Genomic DNA, 22,546 nt, shown 5'->3' with positions numbered 1-22,546 from the left:
GAAGCCCCGGTGGTCAGTGCGCTACTGAGGGAGTCTCAGACTCCTCTCCTGGGTGGCGGTCAGCTAAATACTCGATCAGCGCAGGGCCATTGGGCAGAGTGGCAGCAATGGCGTCCAACTCCATGTCAGCACACCGATTGTTGCTTGCCTCGGCAGATGCCCATGCAGCGCGCCAAGCATCGTCGTGAGAAGCATCAAACACGCCCTTCCAGTTGCCGGCCTTATGGATCTCAGCGGCGTGGTTTAGTGCGTCGATGTCAGAACGGCTCAGCTCATCAATGTCTGGGGCGCGCAAAAGCTGGAAGGCGTTGCCCTCAAGCTTCAGCCACTCACGTGCAGTCGGCAACGGGTCGAAGTGATCCCTGCTGCCGCGAACGAACTTGCACAGGTTGTAGGCACGGTCAGGCACCGGCCCTCTGGGCATCGCCACGTAGTGATCACCGCTGATAGTGCGCCCAAAGCGCTGCAGATGCTGCTTATCTGCGAGATAGAGCATCTTCATCACGGAATAGAGATCGGCCCCGGTCTCGTTGACCAAATAGCCGATAGCAGCGATAGCCTTTTCTGCCTTGAATTGGCTTTGCATTGAATAACCTCATGTGCGGCTGCTGGATACAACCTACACTGCTTCTGTTCGCGATTGTACGGATGGCGGAACGACTAGTCCACGGCTTTCCCACAGACTTATCCACAACCATTCAGTCATGCAGGGCATAGTAGCTGCATCCGATATCGGCAGCTGAGACTAGAGATTCAATCGCTTTTGCACTTACGCAGCACTTACGAAAAAGCCGACCTCAGGCCGGCTTTCCGCAAAACAGCTTGAATTGTGGTGGGCGGTACAGGGATCGAACCTGTGACCCTTGCCGTGTGAAGGCAATGCTCTACCGCTGAGCTAACCGCCCGGTGACGCGAGCCGCACATTATAGGGCAGCGGCGGCAATCGTCAACAGGTGTTTCCCTGCCCGTGTGACGCGACCGCATCGCACCGCTGTCGCCTCGACCCGGCCGCGGCGGCGAAGGGCTTGCCCCTATGCGTGAGGTACCATCCCGCCGCGCCAGCCCGCTCCTTCTACATCGTGTGGGTCGGCTTGTCCGAAGTGGTCAGTCCGGCCAGCAGGGTTTCGATCTTGTTGCGCACCGCCTCGCCTTCCGGGCCATCCGGGAACTGCACGCCGATGCCGGCGGCGCGGTTGCCCTGGGCACCGGCCGGCGTGGTCCAGATGACCCTGCCGGCCACCGGCAGACGCTCGCTGGAATCGGGCAGGGTCAGCAGCAGGAACACTTCGTCGCCGAGCATGTAGCGCTTTGGCGTCGGCACGAAGATGCCGCCGCCCTTCACGAAGGGCATGTAGGCGCTGTAAAGCGCCGGTTTGTCCTTCAACGCCAGCGACAGGATGCCTTGGCGCGCATTCATTGCACTCATCGAGTTCCCCTAGAACGTGGCTGGCGCTCTCCCTGGCGCCAGGCCAGCAGCAATTCCGTCACTGCCAGGTCGGCACGGACGGTGGTGCGCAGCAAATCGCGGGTGCGATTGGCGGCATCGAACCAGGTCGCCAGCTTGTGCAACCGCGACGCATCGGTCAAGCCGGACGATGCCTGCGCCAGGGCCAGGTCGGCGGCGTGGCGCAGGCGTTGGTCGGCCTGACCGTCGCTGGTCCAGCGCTGCGCCACATCCACTGCACCGACACGGCCGCTGGCGATCTGCTCCAGGTCCTGCGCCACCGCACGGCGCACCGCCAGGCCGTCCTCGCGCAACCACTGCGCGGCCAGCCCGGGATGGCCGCGTGCGGCATCCAGCGCTTCCTGCGCTGCGCGCGCGTCGAGGCCTTGCGCCAGCAGCCACGCCAACGCCTCGTGCGCGGGCGGCAGCTTGAATTCCAGGCGTTGGCAGCGGCTGCGGATGGTCGCCGGCAGGCGCGCCGGCTGCGCGCTGATCAGCCACAGGTAGCGGCCGGGCGAAGGCTCTTCCAGCGTCTTGAGCAAGGCGTTGCAGGCGGCGCGGTTGATCGCATCGGCCGGGTCGACGATCACTACCTGGGCGATGCCGTACTGCGGGGTCAGCGACAGCTTCTGCGAAATCTCGCGCACCTGCTCGATGATGATCTCGGTGCGCAGCTTGTCGCCAGTACGGTTGGGAATGAAGGAGACCAGCTGCAGATCCGGATGGGTGCCGGCAGCGATCAGCTGCCGTGTGCGCTGTGCCAGCGCCGGGTCGGGCGATGCGGCCAGCACGTGCTCGGCCAGCGCCAGCGCCACCTCGCGCTTGCCCAGGCCTTCCGGCCCGCAGATCAGCAGCCCATGCCCCAGCCGGCCGGCATCCAGCGCCGCCACGGTCTGGTCGAAGGCGCGCTGCTGCCAGGGCGAAAACGCGGCCGTCATGGTGTGGGCTCCCGCTGTGGCGCGTCCGGCAGACGGCGACGCTGCAGATAACGCGCCACCGCGGCGTTATGTTCGGCCAGCGTGGCCGAGAAGGCGTGGGCGCCGGTGCCATCGCCCACGGCCACGAAGTACAGCGCATCGCCGGGCGCCGGGCGCACGGCCGCCAGCAGCGCCTCGCGGCCCGGCATGGCGATCGGCGTCGGTGTCAGGCCGGTGCGTGTGTAAGTGTTGTACGGCGTGTCGGTGGTGAGGTCGCGGCGGCGGATATTGCCGTCGTAACTGCTGCCGATGCCGTAGATCACGGTCGGGTCGGTCTGCAGCTTCATACCCAGTTGCAAACGACGCAGGAATACCCCGGCGATCAGCGGGCGCTCGGAGCCCAGCGCGGTTTCCTTCTCGATGATGGAGGCCAGGATCAGCGCCTGCTCCGGAGATGCCAGCGGCAGATCGGGCGCGCGTTGCGCCCAGGCCTGTGCCAGTGCCTTGTCCATCGCCGCGTGCGCGCGTTTGAGCACATCCAGGTCGCTGTCGCCGCGCTGGTAGAGGTAGGTCTCCGGCAGGAAGCGCCCCTCCGGATGCTGCTTGGCCACGCCCAGCCGTGCCATCAGCGTCGCATCGTCCAGGCCGCCGATGGACTGCTGCAATGGCGTGGCCGTCGCCAGCGCGGCGCGCAGCTGGCGGAAATTCCAGCCTTCCACGATCGTGAAACGGTACTGGATCACCCGCCCCTGGCGCATGCGCGTCAGCAGCTCGCGCGGCGACAGCGCCGGTGCCAGTGCGTATTCGCCCACCTTGAGCTTGCCGGCCGCATCCACCTGGCGCGCCAGCAGCTGCCATTCCAGATCCACGCCCTGGGTGATGCCGGCGTCGCGCAACTTGCGCAGCGTGGCCTTGAGTGAATCACCAGGTGCCACCACCACGCTGGGCGCGGTGGCCTTGGCCGGCGTATCGGCGAACTGCAGGTAGTGCCGCCAAGCCACCAGCGCGGCAATCGCCACTAGCGCCACAAGCAGCACTGCCGTACCCAGCACGGCCAGACATCCGCGTTTGCCAGTCACCGCCACACCCACCTCGTCATTGCCCCAGCGCCGCGCAGGATACCGCGCACCGGTGATGTCCCGTTGAAGCGCTCATGCCCGATCCAGCGCGCGCAGCACACCGCGCGCCTTGGCGCGGGTTTCGTCCAGCTCGCGCTGCGGGTCCGAATCCACCACGATGCCGGCACCGGTACGGAACCGCACCTGGTTGCCGGCCACTTCGGCGGTGCGGATCAGGATGTTCAGATCCATGTCGCCATCGCGATTGAGCCAGCCGAACGCGCCGGTGTAGGCGCCACGCGCGGTCTGCTCCAGCTCGGCGATGATCTGCATGCAGCGCACCTTCGGGCAGCCGGTGATGGTGCCGCCGGGGAAGACCGCCGCGATCACCTCGCCCGGGGTGACGCCGGCACGCAGGCGGCCGCGCACGTTGCTGACGATGTGGTGCACGTGCGCATAGCTTTCCACTGCCATCAGCTCGTCCACCTCCACCGAGCCCGGTACGCAGATGCGGCCCAGGTCGTTGCGCTCCAGGTCGATCAGCATGACGTGCTCGGCGCGTTCTTTCGGGTGGCCGACCAGCTCGCGGATGCGCGCCGCGTCGTCGTCGCCGGCAAAGCGCGCCCGCGTGCCGGCGATCGGGCGGGTCTGCACCACATCGCCATGCACCGACACCAGCCGCTCGGGCGAGGAACTCACCACCACGCGCCCGGCCGCGGCGAACACTCCGGCGAACGGGGCCGGGTTGGCCGAACGCAACCGGGCGTGCAGCGCCGCCGGATCCACCGCCGCGGCAAACCGCGCATTCCAGGCGCGCGAGATATTGGCCTGAAAGACATCGCCGGCATGCAGGTAATCGAGCACCCGGCGCACCGCAGCGGTGAAGCGCTCGGGCGCGTCCTCGTCGACCGCCACTGGCCCGACCCAGGCCGGCAGCGGCGGCAGTGCGGCGCAGGCCGCGAAGTCGTCCACGATACGGGCCAGCAGATCGGCACGGCCCGGCTCAGCCAGGGCGATGCACTCGCCTCGCACGCGATCGCGCAACACCGCCGCCGGCGCGCGCAGCGCGAGTGCTGCAGGCAAGCCATCGGCGCGTGCGGGCAACTGCAGGATCGGCTCGACCTGTCCGGCCAGTTCGTAATCCAGCAACACCGCCCAGCCACCACGAAAGGGCCACGGGCTGTGCGCATCGTGTGGCACGCGCTCGGCCTGCCAGGCAGCATCCAGCGCAGCCAGGAAACCGCCTTCCAGCACCCTGCCCTGGCCATCGCGGGTGCGGCCATCGGCATCCAGCCGCAGGCTGCCGCCATCGGCCAGCAACAGCACGTCCCAACGCCCGTGTTCGGTACCGGAGGCGGTGGATTCGAGCAGCGCCGGATACCGATGCGGCGCCAGCCGATGCAAGGCCAGCAAGTCGATGTCCGCAGGCAGTGATCGGGTAAGCGTCATCGGTCGGGCGTGGCGTGGAATGCGAGAACGCGCCGCGCTGGTGAAGCGGCGGCGCGCATGGAAGGATGGATCGGCAGCGGAGAAACACGGCGCAGCTTACGCACCGATGCACGCGCAGCGGCGTTGCAGCATGCGCGCGCGCCTTCACCGGCGCGTCGGCTCAGACGCGCTGGAACACCAGCGTGCCGTTGGTGCCGCCGAAGCCGAAACCGTTGGACATCACCGCATCCACCCTGGCCTCACGCGCCACGTTCGGCACATAGTCCAGGTCGCAACCTTCGCTGGGCTCTTCCAGATTGATGGTCGGCGGAATGATGCCGGTATGCAGCGCCATCACCGAGAAGATCGCTTCCACGCCGCCGGCCGCGCCGAGCAGGTGGCCGGTCATCGACTTGGTCGAGCTGACCATGGTCTTGTAGGCGTGGTCGCCCAGCGCGCGCTTCATCGCCAGGGTTTCGGCCAGATCGCCCAGCGGCGTGGAGGTGCCATGCGCGTTGAGGTAGCCGATCTGCTCGGGATTGAGCTTGGCATCGCGCAGTGCCGCGAGCATGCTGCGCGCCGCACCTTCGCCATCCTCGCTGGGAGCGGTCATGTGGAACGCGTCGGAGCTGGCGCCGAAGCCGACCAGCTCGGCATAGATGCGCGCACCGCGCGCCTTGGCGTGTTCGTACTCCTCCAGCACCAGTACGCCGGCGCCGTCACCCAGCACGAAACCGTCGCGCTGCTTGTCCCATGGGCGCGAGGCCGCGGTGGGATCGTCGTTGCGGGTGGACATGGCCTTCATTGCGCAGAATCCGCCCACCGAACTCGGCGAGGAGCCACGCTCGGCGCCGCCTGCCAGCATCACGTCGGCGTCGCCGTACTGGATCATGCGCATCGCCGTGCCGATCGAGTGGTTGGAGGTGGCGCAGGCCGACACCGCCGAGAAGGTCGGACCCTTCAGACCTTTGATCAGGCTCACCTGGCCCGGCAGCATGTTGATGATGGTGCTGGGCACATAGAACGGCGAAATCTTGCGCGCGCCGCCCTCGTTGAATTTGATGGTCTGCTCTTCGATGCCGAGCAGCCCGCCGATGCCGGAGCCGAGGATGGCACCGATGCGTTCGGCATTGCTGTCGTCGATTTCCAGCCCGGAGTCGTCCAGCGCCATGAACGAGGCGCCGACGCCGTAGTGGATGAACGAATCCATCTTCTTGACGTCCTTGGCGGACACAAAAAGCGTGGGATCGAAATTTTTGATCTCACCGGCGATCTTGGTGGTGAACTGCGAGGCATCGATCTGCGTGATCGGACCGATGCCGGAGCGCCCGTGGATGATTCCATCCCAGCTGGTGGCCAGATCATTGCCCAGCGGGGACACCATGCCCATGCCGGTAACGACAACACGACGACTCATTGCAGATCTCCTCACCACGGAACGGACGGTGCTTGCGGTTTGCGGGTGACGCTTGAAAAACACAGGGCCGCATCAGCGGCCCCATGGAATGTCTGACGCAGCAGCGGCGTGATGCGCACTTCCGCGGTCAGGAACAACGCATCAGCTCTTGACGTGAGCCTTGACGTAGTCGATCGCCTGCTGGACCGAGGTGATCTTCTCGGCCTCTTCGTCCGGGATCTCGCACTCGAACTCTTCTTCCAGCGCCATCACCAGCTCGACGGTGTCCAGCGAGTCGGCACCCAGGTCATCGACGAACGATGCGCTGGTGGTGACTTCCTCTTCCTTGACGCCGAGTTGTTCGACGACGATTTTCTTGACGCGTTCTTCGATGGTGCTCATTGGGGATATCGCTCCAGATGGAGTAGTGGTGGTTCGAGTTTCAGGATCCCCGCACACGGATGTGCGGTGCTCCTGTGAGGGACTCACAAAACGCCATCGCCGCTGCGATGGCCGCGCTGGATAGTGTAGTGGAAGCGCCCGGGCCTTGCATTGCAACACAAGTCCCGTCCGATCAGCCACTTAGCGCCTGCCGGCACCGCACGCTCACGGCATATACATGCCACCGTTGACGTGCAGGGTCTCGCCAGTGATGTAGCGACCGGTCGGGCCGGCCAGGAAGGCCACCGCATTGGCGATGTCTTCCGGCGCGCCCAGATGCCCGAGCGCGATCTGCTGCAGCAGCGCCGCCCGCGATTCCTCCGGCAGCGCCTTGGTCATGTCGGTATCGATGAAACCGGGCGCCACCACGTTCACGGTCACCCCGCGCGAGCCGATTTCCTTGGCCAGCGACTTGGAGAACGCGATGATGCCGGCCTTGGCTGCAGCGTAGTTGGTCTGGCCTGGATTGCCGGTGACGCCGACCACCGAGGCGATATTGATGATGCGGCCCTTGCGCGCCTTCATCATGCCGCGCATCACCGCCTTGGAGGTGCGGAACACGCTGGTCAGGTTGGTGTCGATGATGGCCTGCCAGTCGTCGTCCTTCATCCGCATCAACAGATTGTCGCGGGTGATGCCGGCGTTGTTGACCAGGATCGAGATGGCGCCGAAATCCTTGCCGATCGCATCGATCAGGGCATCGACCGCCGCGGCGTCGGTGACGTCGAGTTCGCGACCGTGACCGCCGCCGGGAGCCAGGCGCGCGCCGATGGCCGCCGCACCGGACGCCGAGGTGGCGGTACCGATGACGGTGGCGCCCTGGGCGGCCAGGATGTCGGCGATGGCCGCACCGATACCGCGGCTGGCGCCGGTAACGAGGGCGATTTCGCCCTGCAGTGGCTTGCTCATGACAACTGTTCCTCGAAAGGGGACGTCGCGCTCATCGCCGCGAACGTCGAGGGGATCTGCATACCGGATGCGTGCGCCGAATCAGTGCGTCCAGGCCTCGAGCGCACCGGCGTAATCGGCCGGTGCTCCCAGCGCGCGCGCGTCCAGGCTTTTGTCGATGCGCTTGATCAGCCCGCTCAGCACCTTGCCCGGGCCGCATTCGGCCACGCGAGTGATGCCACGGGCGGCCAGCGCCTGCACGCAGCCGGTCCATTGCACCGGCAGGTACAGCTGCTCCACCAGCGCCTGGCGGATCGCCTCGCTGCCATCGTGCACGCGCGCGTCCACGTTCTGCACCACCGGGATCTGCGGCGCCTGCCAGCTCAGCCCGGCCATCGCTTCGCCGAGCTGATTGGCCGCATCGCGCATCAGCGGGGTATGCGAAGGCACGCTCACTGCCAGCTTGACCGCCTTGCGCACGCCGCGCTCGGCCAGCAGCGCCAGCGCGCGGTCCACCGCTGCGGCATCGCCACCGATCACGATCTGGCCCGGCGAATTGAAGTTGGCCGGCACCACCACCTGGCTGCCGGACGCCTCCACGCAGACCTCCTGCACCACCGCATCCTCGGCACCCAGCACCGCCGCCATTGCTCCGACACCGGCCGGGGCGGCCGCCTGCATGAACTGGCCGCGCAGGCGCACCAGGTGAGCGCCGTCGTGCAGCGACAAGGCGCCGGACGCGACCAGGGCGGTGTATTCACCCAGGCTATGCCCGGCCAGCAGCGCCGGACGTTCGCCGCGCTGCGCGTTCCACAGCCGCCACACCGCCACGCCCGCAGCCAGCAGCGCCGGCTGGGTGTACTCGGTGCGGTTGAGCATCTCTTCCGGGCCGCCCTGCGACAGCGCCCACAAGTCGACGCCAGCGCCATCGGAGGCCTCGACGAAGGTCTCGCGGATCTGCGGATGCAGTTCGGCCAGTTCGGCCAGCATCCCCAGGGACTGCGAGCCCTGGCCGGGAAAGACGAAGGCGAGAGTGGATTCGGTCACGCGCGGCTACCAGCAAAAAGCGAGCCGGGATGATACGTGCGAAATCGCTCTGGCGTCTGTACTGTCGCGTATGCAGTCGCGCCAGCCATACCGCCTGGAGTCCCCCGGCGGCCCGCTGATGGCAAGCGCCATCCGAGCAGTCGCTGCACGCGCTGCCCTACGACGTCTTCGATGCCATGCATGCGGCGAAAGGCGACGGAGAATCGCCACTGCAACGCACGCTGCGGCGTTTCCTGGATATGCAGCCCATCCAAAGCCTGGAGAGAGCCCAGCCTGGTCAGGCCAAGCACCGCAGCACGCGCCGCGCGCAAGAACCAGGCAGCCGCGGCAGCGGGCACCTGCACACAACGGTCAATGGCATAGGCTACGCCCGCGCAGCGCCGGCCACGCAAGCGTGTCCGCCTGCCAGCACAGTGGAGACGTCGGGTTCGACCGAACGTTCCAGGGACGTATTCGGCATCGGGGCATACGATCTGCCGCAATCGCCCGCGCGGAGCACGGTGGCATGCGTCGCAGGGCCCTGCCGGCACGGCCGCAGGACAGCAGCCTCAGTAGCGCAGCAGCGCCGAGCCCCAGGTGAATCCACCGCCGAATGCCTCGAGCAGCAGCAACTGGCCACGCTGCACACGGCCGGAACGCACCGCTTCGTCCAGCGCCAGCGGCACCGATGCCGAGGAGGTATTGCCGTGGCGATCCACGGTGACGACCACCTGGTCCATCGGCAGTTCCAGCCGCTTGGCGGTGGCTTCGATGATCCGCAGGTTGGCCTGATGCGGAATCAGCCAGTCCAGATCGTGCTTGTCCAGACCATTGGCGGCCAGGGTCTCGTCGACCACCGAGTCCAGCGCCTTGACCGCGTACTTGAACACGTCGTTGCCTTTCATCAGCAACGCGCCGCCGCCATTCTTGCCTTCGCCAAAGCCGACCGAAACGCCGACCGGATCCCACAGCAATTCCTTCTTGCTGCCGTCGGCATGCAGATGGGTGCTGAGGATGCCGGTGTCTTCGTCGGCCTTGAGGATCACCGCACCGGCACCATCGCCGAACAGCACGCAGGTGGTGCGATCGGTCCAGTCGACGATACGTGTCAGGGTTTCGGCGCCGACCACCAGCACCGTCCTGGCGTCGCCGCTGCGTACGAACTTGTCGGCCACGCTGAGCGCGTAGACGAAACCGGAACAGGCGGCATTGACGTCCATCGCGCCGCAACCGACATTGCCCAGCCGGGCCTGCAGCAGACAGGCCGTGGACGGGAAGATCAGGTCCGGAGTGGTGGTGCCGACCACGATCAGATCGATCTCGTCGGCGCTGACACCGGCGGCTTCCATCGCCTTGAGCGAGGCGAAGTACGCCAGATCGCTGGTGGTCTGGTCGTCGGCGACGATGTGACGTTCACGGATGCCAGTGCGCGAGAAGATCCATTCATCGCTGGTGTCGACGATCTTGGACATGTCGTCGTTGGTCAACACCTTTTCGGGCAAATAGCTACCCGTGCCCGCGATTCTGGAATAGATCCGCTTGCTCATACCGTTTCCCGTTGCAAGAGCCGCAGTAACCGGCGGCTCCGGAAGAAGCGAGGGTCACCCGGCCACGTTCAACGCGGCGGGCGCCACGGATCAGTCTTCTTGGACAGCCGACTTGGTGGTGATCACCTTCTTGCCACGGTAGTAACCGTCGGCGGTGATGTGGTGGCGCAGGTGGGTCTCGCCGCTGGTCGGGTCGGTCGACAGCTGCTTGGCGGTCAGGGCATCGTGCGAACGACGCTGGCCGCGGCGGGACGGGGTGACACGGGATTTCTGCACAGCCATGGGATTGCTCCAACTTTAGTTCGATAACTTGTCTGTTGAGTCGAACAGCACGCTCTACGCCCGCGTCGACCTGTCTTACCGCCCTTCACAGCGGCGGTTACTGTTTCTTCAACGCTGCCAGCGCCGCGAACGGGCTGGCCTTGTCCTGCTCTTCCTGGGTCGGAACCCATTCGGCTTCGACGGCCTCGCTCCCCGGTGCCACCGGCACGACCGGCACCGCCAACACCAGCTCGTCCTCCACCAGATCCAGCGCCCGCAGCATGCCGTCTTCGGGCATCAGCAAGGCTTCGTAATCGGGCGGCAACGCGGCTTCCTCGTCCTCGTCGCGGATCAGGCCGAGACGCTGGCTGATCTGCACCGGGTACAGAAACCGCTGCAAGGTGCGCTGACAGGTCAGCGGCAGCTCGACATCGATACCGAGTTCGACATAAGCGACCTTGAGCAGGTCGTCCTGGTCGAATTGAAGCGAATAAACACATTCGCCCTCGGTGTCGGCCAGGCTGCCCTGCAGGCGGGTCATCGCGGACAGCGGGATGCGGCCATCGAAGCGCCTGCGCGCCGCGACCATCCGCCAGGCATCCAACATTTCGGGTACGTTCGCGGACATAAGCCGCAGAATGTTAAAGATCCGCCGCAGCCGTGTCAAACCCGCGCGCGCGCGCCTGTCGCGCCGCCCGGGCTGGCAGACTTCCCAGCCCGACCGGAAGCCGCGCCATGATGCCACGCCTGATCCTCGCCTCCACCTCCGTCTACCGTCGCGAGCTGCTGGGCCGCCTGCGGCTGGACTTCGCCACCGCCCGCCCCGAAGTTGATGAGCAGCCGCAGCCAGGCGAAGCGCCCGACGCCCTGGCCAGCCGCCTGGCCACAGAGAAGGCCGCCGCGATCGCGACGCAGGCTCCCGACGCCTGGGTGATCGGCTCCGATCAGGTCGCCGACCTGGACGGCCGCGCCCTCGGCAAGCCGGGAACCCTGGACCAGGCACGCGCGCAGCTGAGCGCCATGTCCGGCCGCACGGTGCGTTTCCATACCGCTGTCAGCCTGGTCGGCCCGGACCGCCGCCTGCATGCGCTGGATATGACCGAAGTGCAGCTGCGCCCGCTGACAGCTGTGGAGATCGAACGCTACCTGGCCGCCGAGCCGGCGCTGGACTGCGCCGGAAGCTTCAAATGCGAAGGGCTGGGCATCAGCCTGTTCGACGCCATTCGCAGCAACGACCCCACCGCCCTGGTCGGCCTGCCACTGATCGCCCTGGCACGGCTGTTGCGGCAGGCGGGGTTTCAGCTCCCCTGAGCCGGCGCCGATGAGACGAGGCCTACCTCGCAGAATTGATAGGGATAGAATCCCTGGCCGATCTGCGAGGACAGCGTGCGGCAGTTGGCCGGATCCAGCGAAACGCCGTAGCTCAGCAACTGCTGCCGCGCAGTGTCGCGCAGCTGGCGATTGGCCGCCTCCACCACCTCGGCCTTCTGCCGCAGCACGCGCAGCATGCATTGGCCCGGCTGCGTGGTGTCCAGTTCGGCGCGCAGGCCGTGCCCGACCAGCCAGCGCAAGCCCGTGCAGTCTGGCTGCGCGCTCAATCCGAACCGTTGCGCCCAGCGATTCATTCGCTGGATGCGCGGCACCTGCTTGTCCATCACCGCGCCCAGCATGGCGTAGTGCTGCGGGCGTTCGGCAAGCAGCGCACGCACGCGATCGCGGTACGCATCCGATGCCGGCAAATTGGTCGCCACGCCGACGTACCGCGTCTGCGCAGGCAGCAACGCAACGCGCCACGCCTGCGGCTCGTCGCCCACCAGCAACACGGTCGCCGCCGCCGGCTGCGCGATGCCCGGCTGCTCGACCCGAAAGCTACGCCACGCCCAGGATTCACGCCCCCAGTCGTTCCAGCCCCCCAGCGCGATCAATGCGCTGAAGGCGACCAGCCCACCGCCCATCCAAGGCGCCTGCGGCGCGGCGAACACGCGCTGGCAGCACAGCCATAACGCGAGCGGCGCCACGACCTCCAGCGCCAGCAGATAGCGGTGGATCGAAAAGGCCGCCTGCCATAGCAGATAACCAGCGCCCACGAATATCAGCAGCGTGCGCGCCTGCGCACTCCAATCGGGCGCCGGAAGCGACTTGCGTAGCAACGCACGCGCCGCGATCGCCAGCACCGCCAGGTACAACAGCGCCCAGATGCATTGGAACAGCGCAATCTCGCTGACCCGCCACGGGTTGAAGGTGAACACCAACGGCCAGGCCAGCCATTCGCCGACATTGCGCGGCAACCACCTGGTGTCGCCCGCAGAGATCGGCTGCGCCAATGGCGCATGGAAGTAGGCATTGAACTGCGGGAACAACGGATTGCCGAACTGCTCCCAGATCCGCAGATACCACGGGCCGGCAATCAGTCCGAACACCGCCAACGCCGCCAACGTCATTGCCGTCAGACCCAGTAGACGCGCCCGTGGTCGGCCGCCCGCACTGAGTGCGGCCGCCGCCATGGCAAGCGCATAGGTAGCGTTGGTCAGCTTGCACGCCACCGCGAGCCCGAGCAGCAGCCCCGCCCACAGCCAGTCACGCGTGGCCGGACCGGCCCCGGCCGCCTGGCAACGCTGCGCGCGCATCACCACGGCCAGTGCCCCCAGCACCGGCAACGCGGTGGTCGCATCGGCCATGGTGTTGGCGAATTCGGACAAAAACGCGGCGCTGCAAAGGCCGGTCAGCGACAGCAGCGGAACCAAGCGCGCACGTTGCCGGTTGCCCTCCAGGACATACCAAGCGATCGCCGCCGCCGGCAGAAACACCGCCGCATGCAGCGCGCCCATCAGCATGCCGGTCAACGGCGCCGGCCATTGCGTCATCAATGCGTACTGGACGATATCGAGCGCCGGATTGAAGTAGCTCTGCAATTGCGCGGGCGCCAGATCGTGCAGGAGCCGGCCATGCCACCACGCATATCCGTTGTAGAGGTGGTAGTTGCGCAGGTCCCAGTTGGCGTCCTGGCCTAGACCCAGGCCCATCACAGCACCAAGCACCACCACGGTGACGACTGTGGCAATCGCGTTGGCTCCGCTGTGGAAGGCGAACCGCCGATCAAGCCAGGCCAGCCAACGCGCCCCGCGGGCCCAGAGAACGTCGGGGCACCTGACACGGATGCGTGCGTGCCGGCCGGTCATCGCGCACGCTCGGAAAACAGCGGCTCGGCAAGATACGCCAGGTGCTTGGCTTCGATCCGCCCGCGGGTGACGGTATCCAGGATCAACCCGCAGGCCAGCAACAGGAACCCGAGCAGCATCAGCGCCACGCACAGGATCGCGGTGGGAAACCGCGGCACCAGCCCGGTGGCGAAATAGGTCTCGAATAACGGAATCGCCAGCATGATCGACAACGCGGCGCTGAGCAGAAAGCCGACCGAAAAGAACAGTAGCGGCCGTTCGGCCTTGAACAGCTTGACGATGGTGGTGAGGATGCGCCATCCGTCGCGCCAGGTGTTCAACTTGCTCTGCGAGCCCTCCGGGCGCACCCCATAGGCGGTCTCGACCTCGGCTACCGGCATGCGCAGCTGCAGGGCATGCACGGCCAGTTCGGTCTCGGTCTCGAACCCATGCGCGTGCGCGGCGAAGGATTTGACATAGCGTCGCGAGAACACCCGGTAGCCGGACAGCATGTCGTCGAAACTGCGGCCGAACAGCAGGCCCGCACAACGCGTCAGCATGACGTTGCCCAGCCGGTGACCGGGGCGGTAGGCGGCCTGCTGTTGATCGCGCCGCGCACCGACCACCATGTCCAGGCGTTCGTCGATCAGCTTGCGCACCAACCCAGGCGCCGCAGCGGCATCGTAGGTGGCGTCGCCATCGACCAGCACGTAGATGTCGGCCTCCACATCGGCGAATCCACGCCTGACCACATTGCCCTTGCCTTGCAACGCGACGCGGGATACCCGCGCGCCCGCTGCACTGGCAATCGCCGCGGTGGCATCGCTGGAATTGTTGTCCAGCACGTGGATCGCCGCATCCGGCAGGGCCGCAGAAAAGTCGCCGACCACCGTGGCGATGGTGGCCGCCTCGTTGTGGCACGGCACCAGTACGGCGATGCGCAGCGCGGTCGATGACGCTGGAGATGACACTGGATAAGTCACGGGCAGGATGTCGGTCAATACGTGATCAAGGGGCGGAAACGGTGAAGGGCTGCTCCCACCAGTCCTCGACACTGCCGTCGCGGCCGTGCAGGCGCAGTCCCAGCCAGTGCGTGCCGGGCGGCACGGCATGCGTATCGAGCGTGGCGGAGAAGCCGACGTTCGGATGCTGCGGGTCGGTCGAAATCTTCCAGTACGGGCGGATGTCCAGCGCGCTGCCATAATCGGCCTGCACGACGGGGCGACCATCGAGCAACAGCTCCACCTTCGCCAGCCCGACCCCATCCTTGAACGCCCAGCCGCGCACCTGCACCTGACCGGACACGCGCGCATCCGGCAGCGGAGCGTCGATCCAGGCCATCGCTGGCGCGACGCAGGGCCCGGGCGTGCGTTGCGCCGGCAGCGCGAACAGCAGGAAACGTTGATAGCCGTGATCGGTGGACACCACGGTGGGCGGCGGCAAGGGCCCGACCATGTCGCAGACGGCGTGGTAGCGATGCAGCAGATCGCGATAGCGCTGATCGCTGGGGGACAGCACCAACAAGCGCGGCCCATCGCGCGTACCGTCGCTGAGCAGCCCCCACTGCCGCAACTGCGCGCTGCGCCCGTGCTTGTCGTTCAAGTCGGAACGCAGCACCTCGATCCGCGCATCGCGCAACTGAAAGCCGAGTTCTGCGCCTACCTTGAAGTTTCCAGCCAGCACGCGCGTACCCGGCGGCATCTGTGCCAGCCTGGCCCGCACCGCACGCGCCAGATCGTTCCAGCCGGCGAAATTGCGCGGGTAGTATTTTTCGCCAGCCGCATGCGCGCGGATGGACGGCACCGACACTGCCAAGTAGTAGCCATAGGCACCCAGCGTACCGAGCAGCGCGATCAACCACGCCGCCCGCCGCAGCGGGTGCGGCCACCGCATCAGGATCACCGGCACCGCGACCAGCAATGCGAGATAGCCAGGCAATGGCCAGTGAAAGCTGATCCGCTCGGCATCGCTGAAAAAGCCCAGGACGAAGATCGCCACGGTCGAGATGCCGCCCAGCAGACCGAAGTAACGCCATTGCGCACGCGAGCCGCCCCCGGAACGGGTGCCGGCCAACCCTACCTTGACCATTGCCCAGCCCAACAGCGGCGTCACCGCCACCGCCTGGATCAACAGGAACCACAGCCCGCTGATCTGGAATCGCCATGGATGCCTGTCCACCAACTGGAAGCGCAACCCGGCCTCGTCGTGATCGGTGTTCCAGACCAGCAACGGCAGCCAGCTCACTGCGCCCACCGTCAACGCCATCCAGATGCGCGGGTCGCGCAGGACCGCACGTCCCTGCGGGATGCACAGCAGCGCGATGCAGCCCACACCGATCACGCCGACGAAGCGGTAATGGCTGAACGCGCCGATGGCCAGCCCGACGGCGAGCTCCAGCGCACTGGTGGCATCGACCTCGCGCAGCAGGCGTGCGCCTGCATCCATGCACAGGACCGCCGCCAAGGCCATCGGCACATCCGGCACCGCCAGGATTCCCAGCGTCGCAGACAGCGGCATCAGCAGGGTCAGGCTGCCGGCCTGCCAGCCCAGGGTGGAGCCGAACCAGCGCGTGGCGATATGCGCGATCAGCCACGGCAGCAGCGCGGCGATGACCAGGAACGGCAGCCGCAGCGCCAGCAGGTGATGGCCACCGAACTCGACCCCAGCCCGCGCCAACCACGCGGTCATGCCCGGCAGATCCGAATATGCCGCCGCCAGATGCTGGCCTTCCTGCCAGTAGAACGCCTCGTCGACGAACAGCGGCAGCCGCGCGGCGATCAACAGCTTGACGGCGGTGGCCAGTGTCCACAGGATCACGAAGGTGCGATGTGCGCGTTGGTCTCCCTGCATTGCCCTGTGCACTCTTCTTCCACCTACGGAATTGTGATGTCGATACCGCCGCGTTCCACGGAAATGCTAACCGATGCGCTGCGTCAATCGCTGCGGCGCGCGCAAGAGCAGGTCAATTCGCTGCTGCTGGGCAAGGCCCAGGAAGTCCGCCTGGCCTTCGTGGCGCTGCTGTCCGGCGGCCATCTGCTGATCGAGGACCTGCCTGGTCTGGGCAAGACCACCCTCGCCCACGCGATGGCCTCCAGCCTGGGGCTGGGCTTCCAGCGCGTGCAGTTCACCTCCGACCTGTTGCCGGCCGATGTGCTGGGCGTGTCGGTGTACGACGCCGCCTCGCGCCAGTTCCAGTTCCATCCCGGCCCGGTGTTCACCAACGTGCTGCTGGCCGATGAAATCAATCGCGCGCCGCCGCGCACGCAAAGCGCGCTGCTGGAAGCGATGGCCGAGCAACAGGTCACGCTGGATGGCGTCACGCATGCCTTGCCCGAGCCGTTCTTCGTGATCGCCACGCAGAATCCGGTGGACCTGTCGGGCACGTTCCCGCTGCCGGACTCGCAGCTGGATCGCTTCCTGCTGCGGTTGAGTCTGGGCTACCCCAGCGCCGATGCCGAGCGCGCCCTACTGTCCGGCGCCGACCGCCGCGAGCTGATCGCCCAGGCCGCGCCGCAGCTCAGCGATGCCGACGTGGTCGCCCTGCGCACGGTGGTGGGCCAGATCCATACCAGCGATGCGTTGATCGCCTATGTGCAGGCGCTGCTGCTGCGCAGCCGCCAGCATGCCGGGGTGCGGGTGGGGCTGTCGCCGCGCGCCGGCATCGCACTGCTGCGCGCCGCCAAGGCCTACGCCCTGCTGTTGGGGCGCGAACATGCGCTGCCGGAAGACGTGCAGGCATTGTTCGTGGCCGTGGCCGGGCATCGGCTGGTGCCGGAGGCCGAATCGTCGTCCGGGCCGGCGCTGGCCAAGGCGCTGCTGCACAGCGTGCCGGTGGACTGACACCGGTGCGTGCGTCGCTGCGCGGTCTCGGCCGCCGCCTCAGCCTGCTGGCGCACCCGCGCGCAGCCGAAGCGTTGCCGATCGTGCTGGATCGGCGCCGCATCTATGTCCTGCCGACCCGCTTCGGCCTGTTCGTTACCGCCCTGCTGCTGGCCATGCTGCTGGGCGCGTTGAACTACAACAACAATCCGGCCTTGCTGCTGGCGCTGTTGCTGGCCACCGCCGGCATCGCCAGCAGCATCATGGCCCATCTGCAGCTGTCGGCCCTGCGCATCGAAGCGGTCGCGGCCGAACCGGTGGTGGCCGGCGAGCCGCTGCGCATGCGGGTCTCGCTTGCGCGTCGCGACACGCGCGCACGCCGCGGACTGCGGCTGGATCACCGGGACAGCAGCGGCTTCTGCTCGTTGATCGCGCAGGAGAACGGCGAGGTCGATCTGCTGGTACCCACCACCCGGCGCGGCTGGCAGGACATCGAGCGCATCCGTGTGTCCAGCATCCAGCCGCTGGGGCTGGTACGGGCGTGGTCGTGGGTGTGGCCGGAGACGCCCTTGCTGGCCTATCCCAAACCCGAGGAGCAGGGCCCGCCGCTGCCGGACGGTGCCGGCTCGCCCAACCAGACCCGCCTGCATGCGCAAGGCGAGGAACTGCACCAGTTGCGCCCATACCGCGCCGGCGATGCGCCCCGCACGATTTCCTGGAAGCACTCGGCAAGGCGCGACGCCCTGCTGGTGCGCGAGTACGAACAGCCGCTGGGTGTGGAAGTCACACTGGACTGGCGGGCGCTGCACGCACTGCCGTACGAACGCCGCATCGCACGGCTGGCGCGCTGGATCAATCTGGCCGAGCGCGACGGCCGGCGTTATCGCCTGATCGTGCCAGGCCAGCCGCCGCTGGGCCCCGCGCAAGGCCCGTCGCACCATCATCTATGCCTGCGCACGTTGGCGCTGCTGCCACATGACTGAGCCCGCCGCCCCGATCGCCCTGGCCAGCCGCGGCTGGGTGCTGGCCACCAGTTGGCTAGCGCTGGCACCGTTGTTGTTGCAGCTGCCCGGCCTGCTCGCCGCCACCATCGCCGTTGCCGCCGTGCTGGTCGGCGTACTGAGCTGGCGCGGCACGCTGATGGCACCGGTACGCTTGCTGCTGGTGGTGGCGATGCTGGCGGCGGTGTACTGGCAGATCGGCATGCGCTTCGGTCGCGACACCGGCTGCGCCGTGCTGGCGGCCATGCTGGCGATCAAGGCCTCCGAACTGCGCACCTTGCGCGATGCGCGCAGCCTGCTGGGGTTCGCCTTGTTCGCACCGTTTGCCGCCTTTCTGCTCGATCAGGGGCCGGCGACGATGGGCTTGGCGCTGCTGGCGGTGGCGACCGCCCTGCTCAGCATGCAGCGACTGGCCGACGAAGAGCACCGCACCAGCACGCCTGCGCTGGGCCTGCAGTTGCGGGGTATCGGCAAGCTGGTGGCCATCGGCGTGCCGCTGGCGCTGGTCACGTTCTGGTTGCTGCCGCGCCTGGGTGCGCCGTTGTGGGGCGTACCCGAACGTGCGCTGTCGCGGCCCGGCCTGTCGGACAACATGTCCCCGGGCGAGTGGATCGACCTGATGGCCGACGACAACCCTGCCCTGCGCGTGCAATTCGCCGGCCGGGCGCCACCGCCGCAGCAGCGCTACTGGCGCGGACCGGTGATGTGGGATTTCGATGGCCGCAGCTGGCAGCGTGCGCGCTGGACCGGCCGTGGCCAGCCCGCCGCGGTCGTGCCCGGGCCACAGACCTATCGCTACCGACTGGATTACGAGCCCACCGATCGGCGCCAGCTGGTCTCGCTGGACCTGCCTACCAGCAACGTCGCCAATGCCGAGCTGTCGCCCGATTACGAACTGTTCGCACAGCGGCCATTGACCGCGCTCACCCGCTGGGAGCTGCAGTCGGCACCGCCGGCACGCTTCGACACCGACCTGCCCGACCGGCTGCGCGCACGTGCACTGGCGCTGCCGCCCGGCTTCAATCCACGCACCCTCGCGTTGGCACGGCAGTGGCGCGCGGAGGCCGGCAACGACGACGGCGCCGTCGTGCAGCGCGCGCTGCAATGGATCACCCGCGAGTTCGCCTACACCCTGGACACGCCGCTGCTCGGCCGCAACAGCGTGGACGAATTCCTGTTCCAGCAGAAAGCCGGCTTCTGCGAACACTTCAGTTCCTCGTTCGTGGTGCTGATGCGCGGGGCCGGCATCCCCGCACGCGTGGTCACCGGCTATACCGGCGGCGTCTACAACGGACTGGGCAATTATTGGGTGGTCAGGCGAATGGATGCGCACGCCTGGGCCGAAGTCTGGCTGGCAGGCCGGGGCTGGGTGCGCGTGGATCCCACGGCCGCAGTCGCACCGGAACGGATCTACGACACGCTGGAAGATCGCCTGCAGGCCGGAGGGGGCAACAACTTCGCCCAACTCGGGACGTGGGCGGGCCTTGGCCAGGTCAGCGACTGGCTGCGCCGCGGCTGGAACGAGCTGGTGCTGTCCTTCGACGCGGAGCGCCAGCAGCGGCTGCTGCAACCGTTCGGCATCGACCGCCTGGACACCTCACAGTTGACCCTGATCTTCGGCATCTTCGCCGGTGGCGCCCTGGCCTGGATGGGCTGGCTGCTGGCCCGCGGCGAACGCGAGCGCGACCCGCTGCTGCGCGCCTGGCATCGGGTGGGCCGCCGTTACCGCAAACTGGGCCTGGCGCGCGAGCCGCACGAACCGGCCACGGTGTGGGCGCAGCGCGTCGCCCGCGAACACCCGGGCACGCCCCTGCTGGCACTCAGCCAACGTTTCGCTGCCGCGCGCTACGCTGGCGCTAGTTTGGATAGCGCCACACTTCTGAAAGACCTGCAGCAGCATCGCCCGCGAACCGGAGATTCCTCATGAGTACCCGTTTTCTGATTCCCGTTGTTGCTGTACTCGGGCTCGCAGCCTGCGCCACCGCGCCCAAGCCGCTGCAGGGCCAGTTCCCCACGGTCAGCCCGAGCGACTCCGCTGCCAGCGCGCAGCTGGGCACATCGGTGCGCTGGGGCGGCAAGATCATCCAGACCAAGCCGGGCCAGGGCCAGACCTGCTTCGAGCTGATCTCACGCCCGCTCAATGCCAGCGGCCGCCCGGACCGCAATGCCGTGGACGCCAGCGACGGGCGCTTCCTGGCGTGCCGTGCCGGCTTCTACGACCCGGCAGTGTTCGAGCCCGGCCGCGAGGTCACCTTCATCGGCAAGATCGAAGGCTACGAAACCACCAAGATCGGCGAGTACGACTACCGGCTGCCCAAGGTAGCGGCCGATGTGGTCTACCTGTGGCCGGAAGTGCGCGATGTCGACGTGATCCCGGCCTATCCCTACGGCCCCTGGGGCGATCCATGGGGCCCGCGTTGGGGCGGCGGCTGGGGCTGGGGCCGCGGTTGGTGGTGATCCACCGCTGAGTCCCCCTCACAGACGAACGCCGCTCCCCGGGAGCGGCGTTTTCGTTGATGCGAGGCAAGCTGACAGCCCCTCGCTCACCGAAGCACGCGCGCGCATCAGCATGCTGCGCGGCGCCCCAGCATCGCAATCCATCTGGCGATTGCGCCTGCGCCATCATGGCCTGCCCGCAGGTGCCAGACCGCCTGTTCGATCACCTCGACGGCACGGCCGGCGCTATCCGTCAGGGCGTACCAAATCGCCCCAGCGGCGCCCCGGCCAGCAGATGCAGATGGATATGGAACACCGTCTGCCCGGCGTGCTCACGGCAGTTCATCACGATGCGGTAGCCGTCCTGCGCCAGACCCTGCTCACGTGCGTACGCGGCGGCAGCGAGCGCCAGCTGGCCGATCAGCAACGCCTGGTCCGGAGGCACATCGTCCAAAGTAGGAATCGCGTGCTGCTTGGGGATGAACAGCACGTGCACCGGCGCCTGCGGCGCGATGTCTTCGAAGCCCAGCACCTGATCGTCTTCGTAGACGATGGTGGCCGGGATTTCGCGGCGGATGATCTTGCCGAAGATGGTGTCGGTCATGGTTCGGGATTCGGGATTCGGGATTCGGGATTCGCAAGAGCTTACCGCGCCTGTGATGTCTTGCTCTTGCCAATCCCCAATCCCGACTCCCCAATCCCCGCCCTCAAGGCACCTCGGCTCGGGTGCCGAAGGCATGCGACAGCGTGCCGCGGTCCACGTATTCCAGCTCGCCGCCCAGCGGCATGCCTTGCGCAAGCCTGCTCGGGCGCACCGCGTGCTGACGTGCCAGTTGCGCCAGGTAATGCGCCGTGGCCTCGCCTTCCACGGTGGCATTGGTGGCGATGATCATTTCGGTGACCTCACCGGCGGCCAGGCGCTCGCCGAGCCGATCCAGACCCAGCTCGCGCGGGCCGATGCCATCCAGCGGCGACAAGCGTCCCTGCAGGATGAAATACAGGCCGCGGTAGCCGGTGGCATGTTCGATCGCCAGGCGGTCGGCCGGCGATTCCACAACGCACAGCTGCTGTCGATCGCGGCTGCTGCTGGCGCAGATCGCACACACCTCTGCTTCGGTGAAATCGCGGCACTGCGCGCAATGTCCCACCTTCTCCACCGCATTGCCCAGCGCTGCGGCCAGACGCCGCCCGCCCTCGCGCTCGCGTTCGAGCACGTGGTAGGCCATGCGCTGGGCCGACTTCTGGCCCACGCCCGGCAACACCCGGAAGGCCTCGATCAGTTGTTCGAGTAAGGAGGACATTGGATGGCCGGGATTGGGCATTGGAGATTCGGGATTCGCAAATGCAGAAGCACTCTCGCTTCTGGCCGATCCCCAATCACGACTCCCCAATCCCCTCGTTCAGAAGGGCAACTTCATGCCAGGCGGCAGCTGCATGCCGGCAGTGGCCGAACCCATGCGTTGCTTGGATTCGGCATCGATCTTGTTGGAAGCGTCGTTGAAGGCGGCAGCGATCAGGTCCTCGGCCATTTCCTGGTCGGAGAGGATGCTCGGATCGATCCGCACCTTGCGGCATTCCTTGGCACCGGTCAGCGTCACGCTGACCATACCGCCGCCGGCGCTGCCGGTGACTTCCAGCTTGGCCAGTTCTTCCTGGGCGCGCTGCAGGTTTTCCTGCATCTTCTGCGCCTGCTGCATCAGTTGGGCAATGTTTCCACGCATGGGTC

At 67.1% G+C, this 22,546-nt stretch carries 23 protein-coding genes and 1 tRNA gene; 5 read left to right on the top strand and 19 right to left on the bottom strand.

Going from position 1 to position 22,546, the window contains the following annotated elements; all coding sequences use genetic code 11:
* Nucleotides 1-13 precede the first annotated feature (13 nt).
* From LL964_RS15865 to LL964_RS15805, 13 genes are all read right to left on the bottom strand, one after another.
* On the bottom strand, nt 14-586 hold the full coding sequence (locus LL964_RS15865) for a Panacea domain-containing protein (protein WP_104584484.1): 573 nt from the start codon (nt 584-586) through the stop codon (nt 14-16).
* Between the two features lie 244 nt (nt 587-830).
* Nucleotides 831-905: transfer RNA gene (locus LL964_RS15860), tRNA-Val, on the bottom strand.
* A gap of 167 nt (nt 906-1,072) precedes the next feature.
* The gene (locus LL964_RS15855; RefSeq protein ID WP_104584486.1) at nt 1,073-1,426 is read right to left on the bottom strand and encodes a PilZ domain-containing protein; all 354 of its coding nucleotides are present in this window, start codon (nt 1,424-1,426) and stop codon (nt 1,073-1,075) included.
* Complete coding sequence (locus LL964_RS15850; RefSeq protein ID WP_104584488.1) at nt 1,423-2,382, bottom strand: DNA polymerase III subunit delta'; 960 nt, start codon at nt 2,380-2,382, stop codon at nt 1,423-1,425. Before LL964_RS15850 ends, LL964_RS15855 begins: the two co-directional genes overlap by 4 nt.
* A complete protein-coding gene (mltG, locus tag LL964_RS15845; protein ID WP_104584490.1) occupies nt 2,379-3,452 on the bottom strand; it encodes an endolytic transglycosylase MltG in 1,074 nt (357 codons plus the stop codon). The genes LL964_RS15850 and mltG overlap by 4 nt, the downstream gene beginning before the upstream one ends.
* Before the next feature lie 60 nt (nt 3,453-3,512).
* Nucleotides 3,513-4,868 carry an aminodeoxychorismate synthase component I gene (locus LL964_RS15840; protein WP_104584492.1) on the bottom strand — a complete coding sequence of 452 codons (1,356 nt, stop codon included), beginning with the start codon at nt 4,866-4,868 and terminating at the stop codon, nt 3,513-3,515.
* Between the two features lie 160 nt (nt 4,869-5,028).
* Nucleotides 5,029-6,264: a beta-ketoacyl-ACP synthase II gene (fabF, locus tag LL964_RS15835; RefSeq protein ID WP_104584494.1), complete on the bottom strand. Its 1,236-nt coding sequence runs from the start codon at nt 6,262-6,264 to the stop codon at nt 5,029-5,031.
* Between the two features lie 141 nt (nt 6,265-6,405).
* The gene (gene acpP, locus LL964_RS15830; RefSeq protein WP_002814322.1) at nt 6,406-6,645 is read right to left on the bottom strand and encodes an acyl carrier protein; all 240 of its coding nucleotides are present in this window, start codon (nt 6,643-6,645) and stop codon (nt 6,406-6,408) included.
* 204 nt (nt 6,646-6,849) lie between these two features.
* Entirely contained in the window at nt 6,850-7,593 is a 744-nt protein-coding gene (gene fabG, locus LL964_RS15825) for a 3-oxoacyl-ACP reductase FabG (RefSeq protein ID WP_104584496.1), read from the bottom strand.
* A gap of 81 nt (nt 7,594-7,674) precedes the next feature.
* On the bottom strand, nt 7,675-8,619 hold the full coding sequence (gene fabD, locus LL964_RS15820) for an ACP S-malonyltransferase (protein ID WP_104584498.1): 945 nt from the start codon (nt 8,617-8,619) through the stop codon (nt 7,675-7,677).
* Nucleotides 8,620-9,167: 548 nt separating this feature from the next.
* Nucleotides 9,168-10,145 carry a beta-ketoacyl-ACP synthase III gene (locus LL964_RS15815; RefSeq protein ID WP_104584500.1) on the bottom strand — a complete coding sequence of 326 codons (978 nt, stop codon included), beginning with the start codon at nt 10,143-10,145 and terminating at the stop codon, nt 9,168-9,170.
* 90 nt (nt 10,146-10,235) lie between these two features.
* On the bottom strand, nt 10,236-10,427 hold the full coding sequence (gene rpmF, locus LL964_RS15810) for a 50S ribosomal protein L32 (RefSeq protein WP_104584502.1): 192 nt from the start codon (nt 10,425-10,427) through the stop codon (nt 10,236-10,238).
* A gap of 97 nt (nt 10,428-10,524) precedes the next feature.
* Nucleotides 10,525-11,034, bottom strand: a complete 510-nt coding sequence (locus LL964_RS15805; RefSeq protein ID WP_104584504.1) for a YceD family protein — start codon at nt 11,032-11,034, stop codon at nt 10,525-10,527.
* A gap of 107 nt (nt 11,035-11,141) precedes the next feature.
* On the opposite strand from LL964_RS15805, the gene LL964_RS15800 reads away from it, so the two are divergent.
* Nucleotides 11,142-11,717: a Maf family protein gene (locus LL964_RS15800; RefSeq protein WP_104584506.1), complete on the top strand. Its 576-nt coding sequence runs from the start codon at nt 11,142-11,144 to the stop codon at nt 11,715-11,717.
* Here the strand turns inward: LL964_RS15800 and LL964_RS15795 are convergent.
* The 3 genes from LL964_RS15795 to LL964_RS15785 all read right to left on the bottom strand — a co-directional run bounded on the left by LL964_RS15795 (nt 11,705) and on the right by LL964_RS15785 (nt 16,414).
* Nucleotides 11,705-13,429, bottom strand: coding sequence for a hypothetical protein (locus LL964_RS15795; RefSeq protein WP_228329467.1), 1,725 nt, complete (start codon nt 13,427-13,429; stop codon nt 11,705-11,707). The genes LL964_RS15800 and LL964_RS15795 overlap by 13 nt on opposite strands.
* A 152-nt stretch (nt 13,430-13,581) precedes the next feature.
* On the bottom strand, nt 13,582-14,565 hold the full coding sequence (locus tag LL964_RS15790) for a glycosyltransferase family 2 protein (protein WP_425478125.1): 984 nt from the start codon (nt 14,563-14,565) through the stop codon (nt 13,582-13,584).
* A 7-nt stretch (nt 14,566-14,572) separates the two neighbouring features.
* Nucleotides 14,573-16,414 carry a glycosyltransferase family 39 protein gene (locus tag LL964_RS15785; protein WP_146092294.1) on the bottom strand — a complete coding sequence of 614 codons (1,842 nt, stop codon included), beginning with the start codon at nt 16,412-16,414 and terminating at the stop codon, nt 14,573-14,575.
* A gap of 36 nt (nt 16,415-16,450) precedes the next feature.
* Between LL964_RS15785 and LL964_RS15780 the strand changes: the two genes are divergently transcribed.
* Genes LL964_RS15780 through LL964_RS15765 form a run of 4 tightly spaced genes read left to right on the top strand, consistent with a single transcriptional unit; the run spans nt 16,451 to nt 20,841 of the window.
* Entirely contained in the window at nt 16,451-17,404 is a 954-nt protein-coding gene (locus LL964_RS15780; protein WP_104584510.1) for an AAA family ATPase, read from the top strand.
* Nucleotides 17,405-17,409: 5 nt separating this feature from the next.
* On the top strand, nt 17,410-18,366 hold the full coding sequence (locus tag LL964_RS15775) for a DUF58 domain-containing protein (RefSeq protein WP_104584512.1): 957 nt from the start codon (nt 17,410-17,412) through the stop codon (nt 18,364-18,366).
* Nucleotides 18,359-20,311, top strand: a complete 1,953-nt coding sequence (locus LL964_RS15770; protein WP_104584514.1) for a transglutaminase TgpA family protein — start codon at nt 18,359-18,361, stop codon at nt 20,309-20,311. The genes LL964_RS15775 and LL964_RS15770 overlap by 8 nt, the downstream gene beginning before the upstream one ends.
* On the top strand, nt 20,308-20,841 hold the full coding sequence (locus LL964_RS15765) for a Slp family lipoprotein (protein ID WP_104584516.1): 534 nt from the start codon (nt 20,308-20,310) through the stop codon (nt 20,839-20,841). The genes LL964_RS15770 and LL964_RS15765 overlap by 4 nt, the downstream gene beginning before the upstream one ends.
* Before the next feature lie 232 nt (nt 20,842-21,073).
* Here LL964_RS15765 and LL964_RS15760 read toward each other — a convergent pair whose 3' ends face one another.
* From LL964_RS15760 to LL964_RS15750, 3 genes are all read right to left on the bottom strand, one after another.
* The gene (locus LL964_RS15760) at nt 21,074-21,424 is read right to left on the bottom strand and encodes a histidine triad nucleotide-binding protein (RefSeq protein ID WP_104584518.1); all 351 of its coding nucleotides are present in this window, start codon (nt 21,422-21,424) and stop codon (nt 21,074-21,076) included.
* Between the two features lie 103 nt (nt 21,425-21,527).
* Complete coding sequence (gene recR, locus LL964_RS15755) at nt 21,528-22,121, bottom strand: recombination mediator RecR (protein WP_104584520.1); 594 nt, start codon at nt 22,119-22,121, stop codon at nt 21,528-21,530.
* Nucleotides 22,122-22,220: 99 nt separating this feature from the next.
* Entirely contained in the window at nt 22,221-22,541 is a 321-nt protein-coding gene (locus LL964_RS15750) for a YbaB/EbfC family nucleoid-associated protein (protein ID WP_022974646.1), read from the bottom strand.
* Nucleotides 22,542-22,546 lie beyond the last annotated feature (5 nt).

Source organism: Xanthomonas melonis, assembly GCF_020783655.1.
In the GTDB taxonomy this organism is placed as follows: domain Bacteria; phylum Pseudomonadota; class Gammaproteobacteria; order Xanthomonadales; family Xanthomonadaceae; genus Xanthomonas; species Xanthomonas melonis.
Note: the sequence above shows the minus strand (reverse complement) of the source record. Positions and strands in the feature narration are given on the sequence as shown.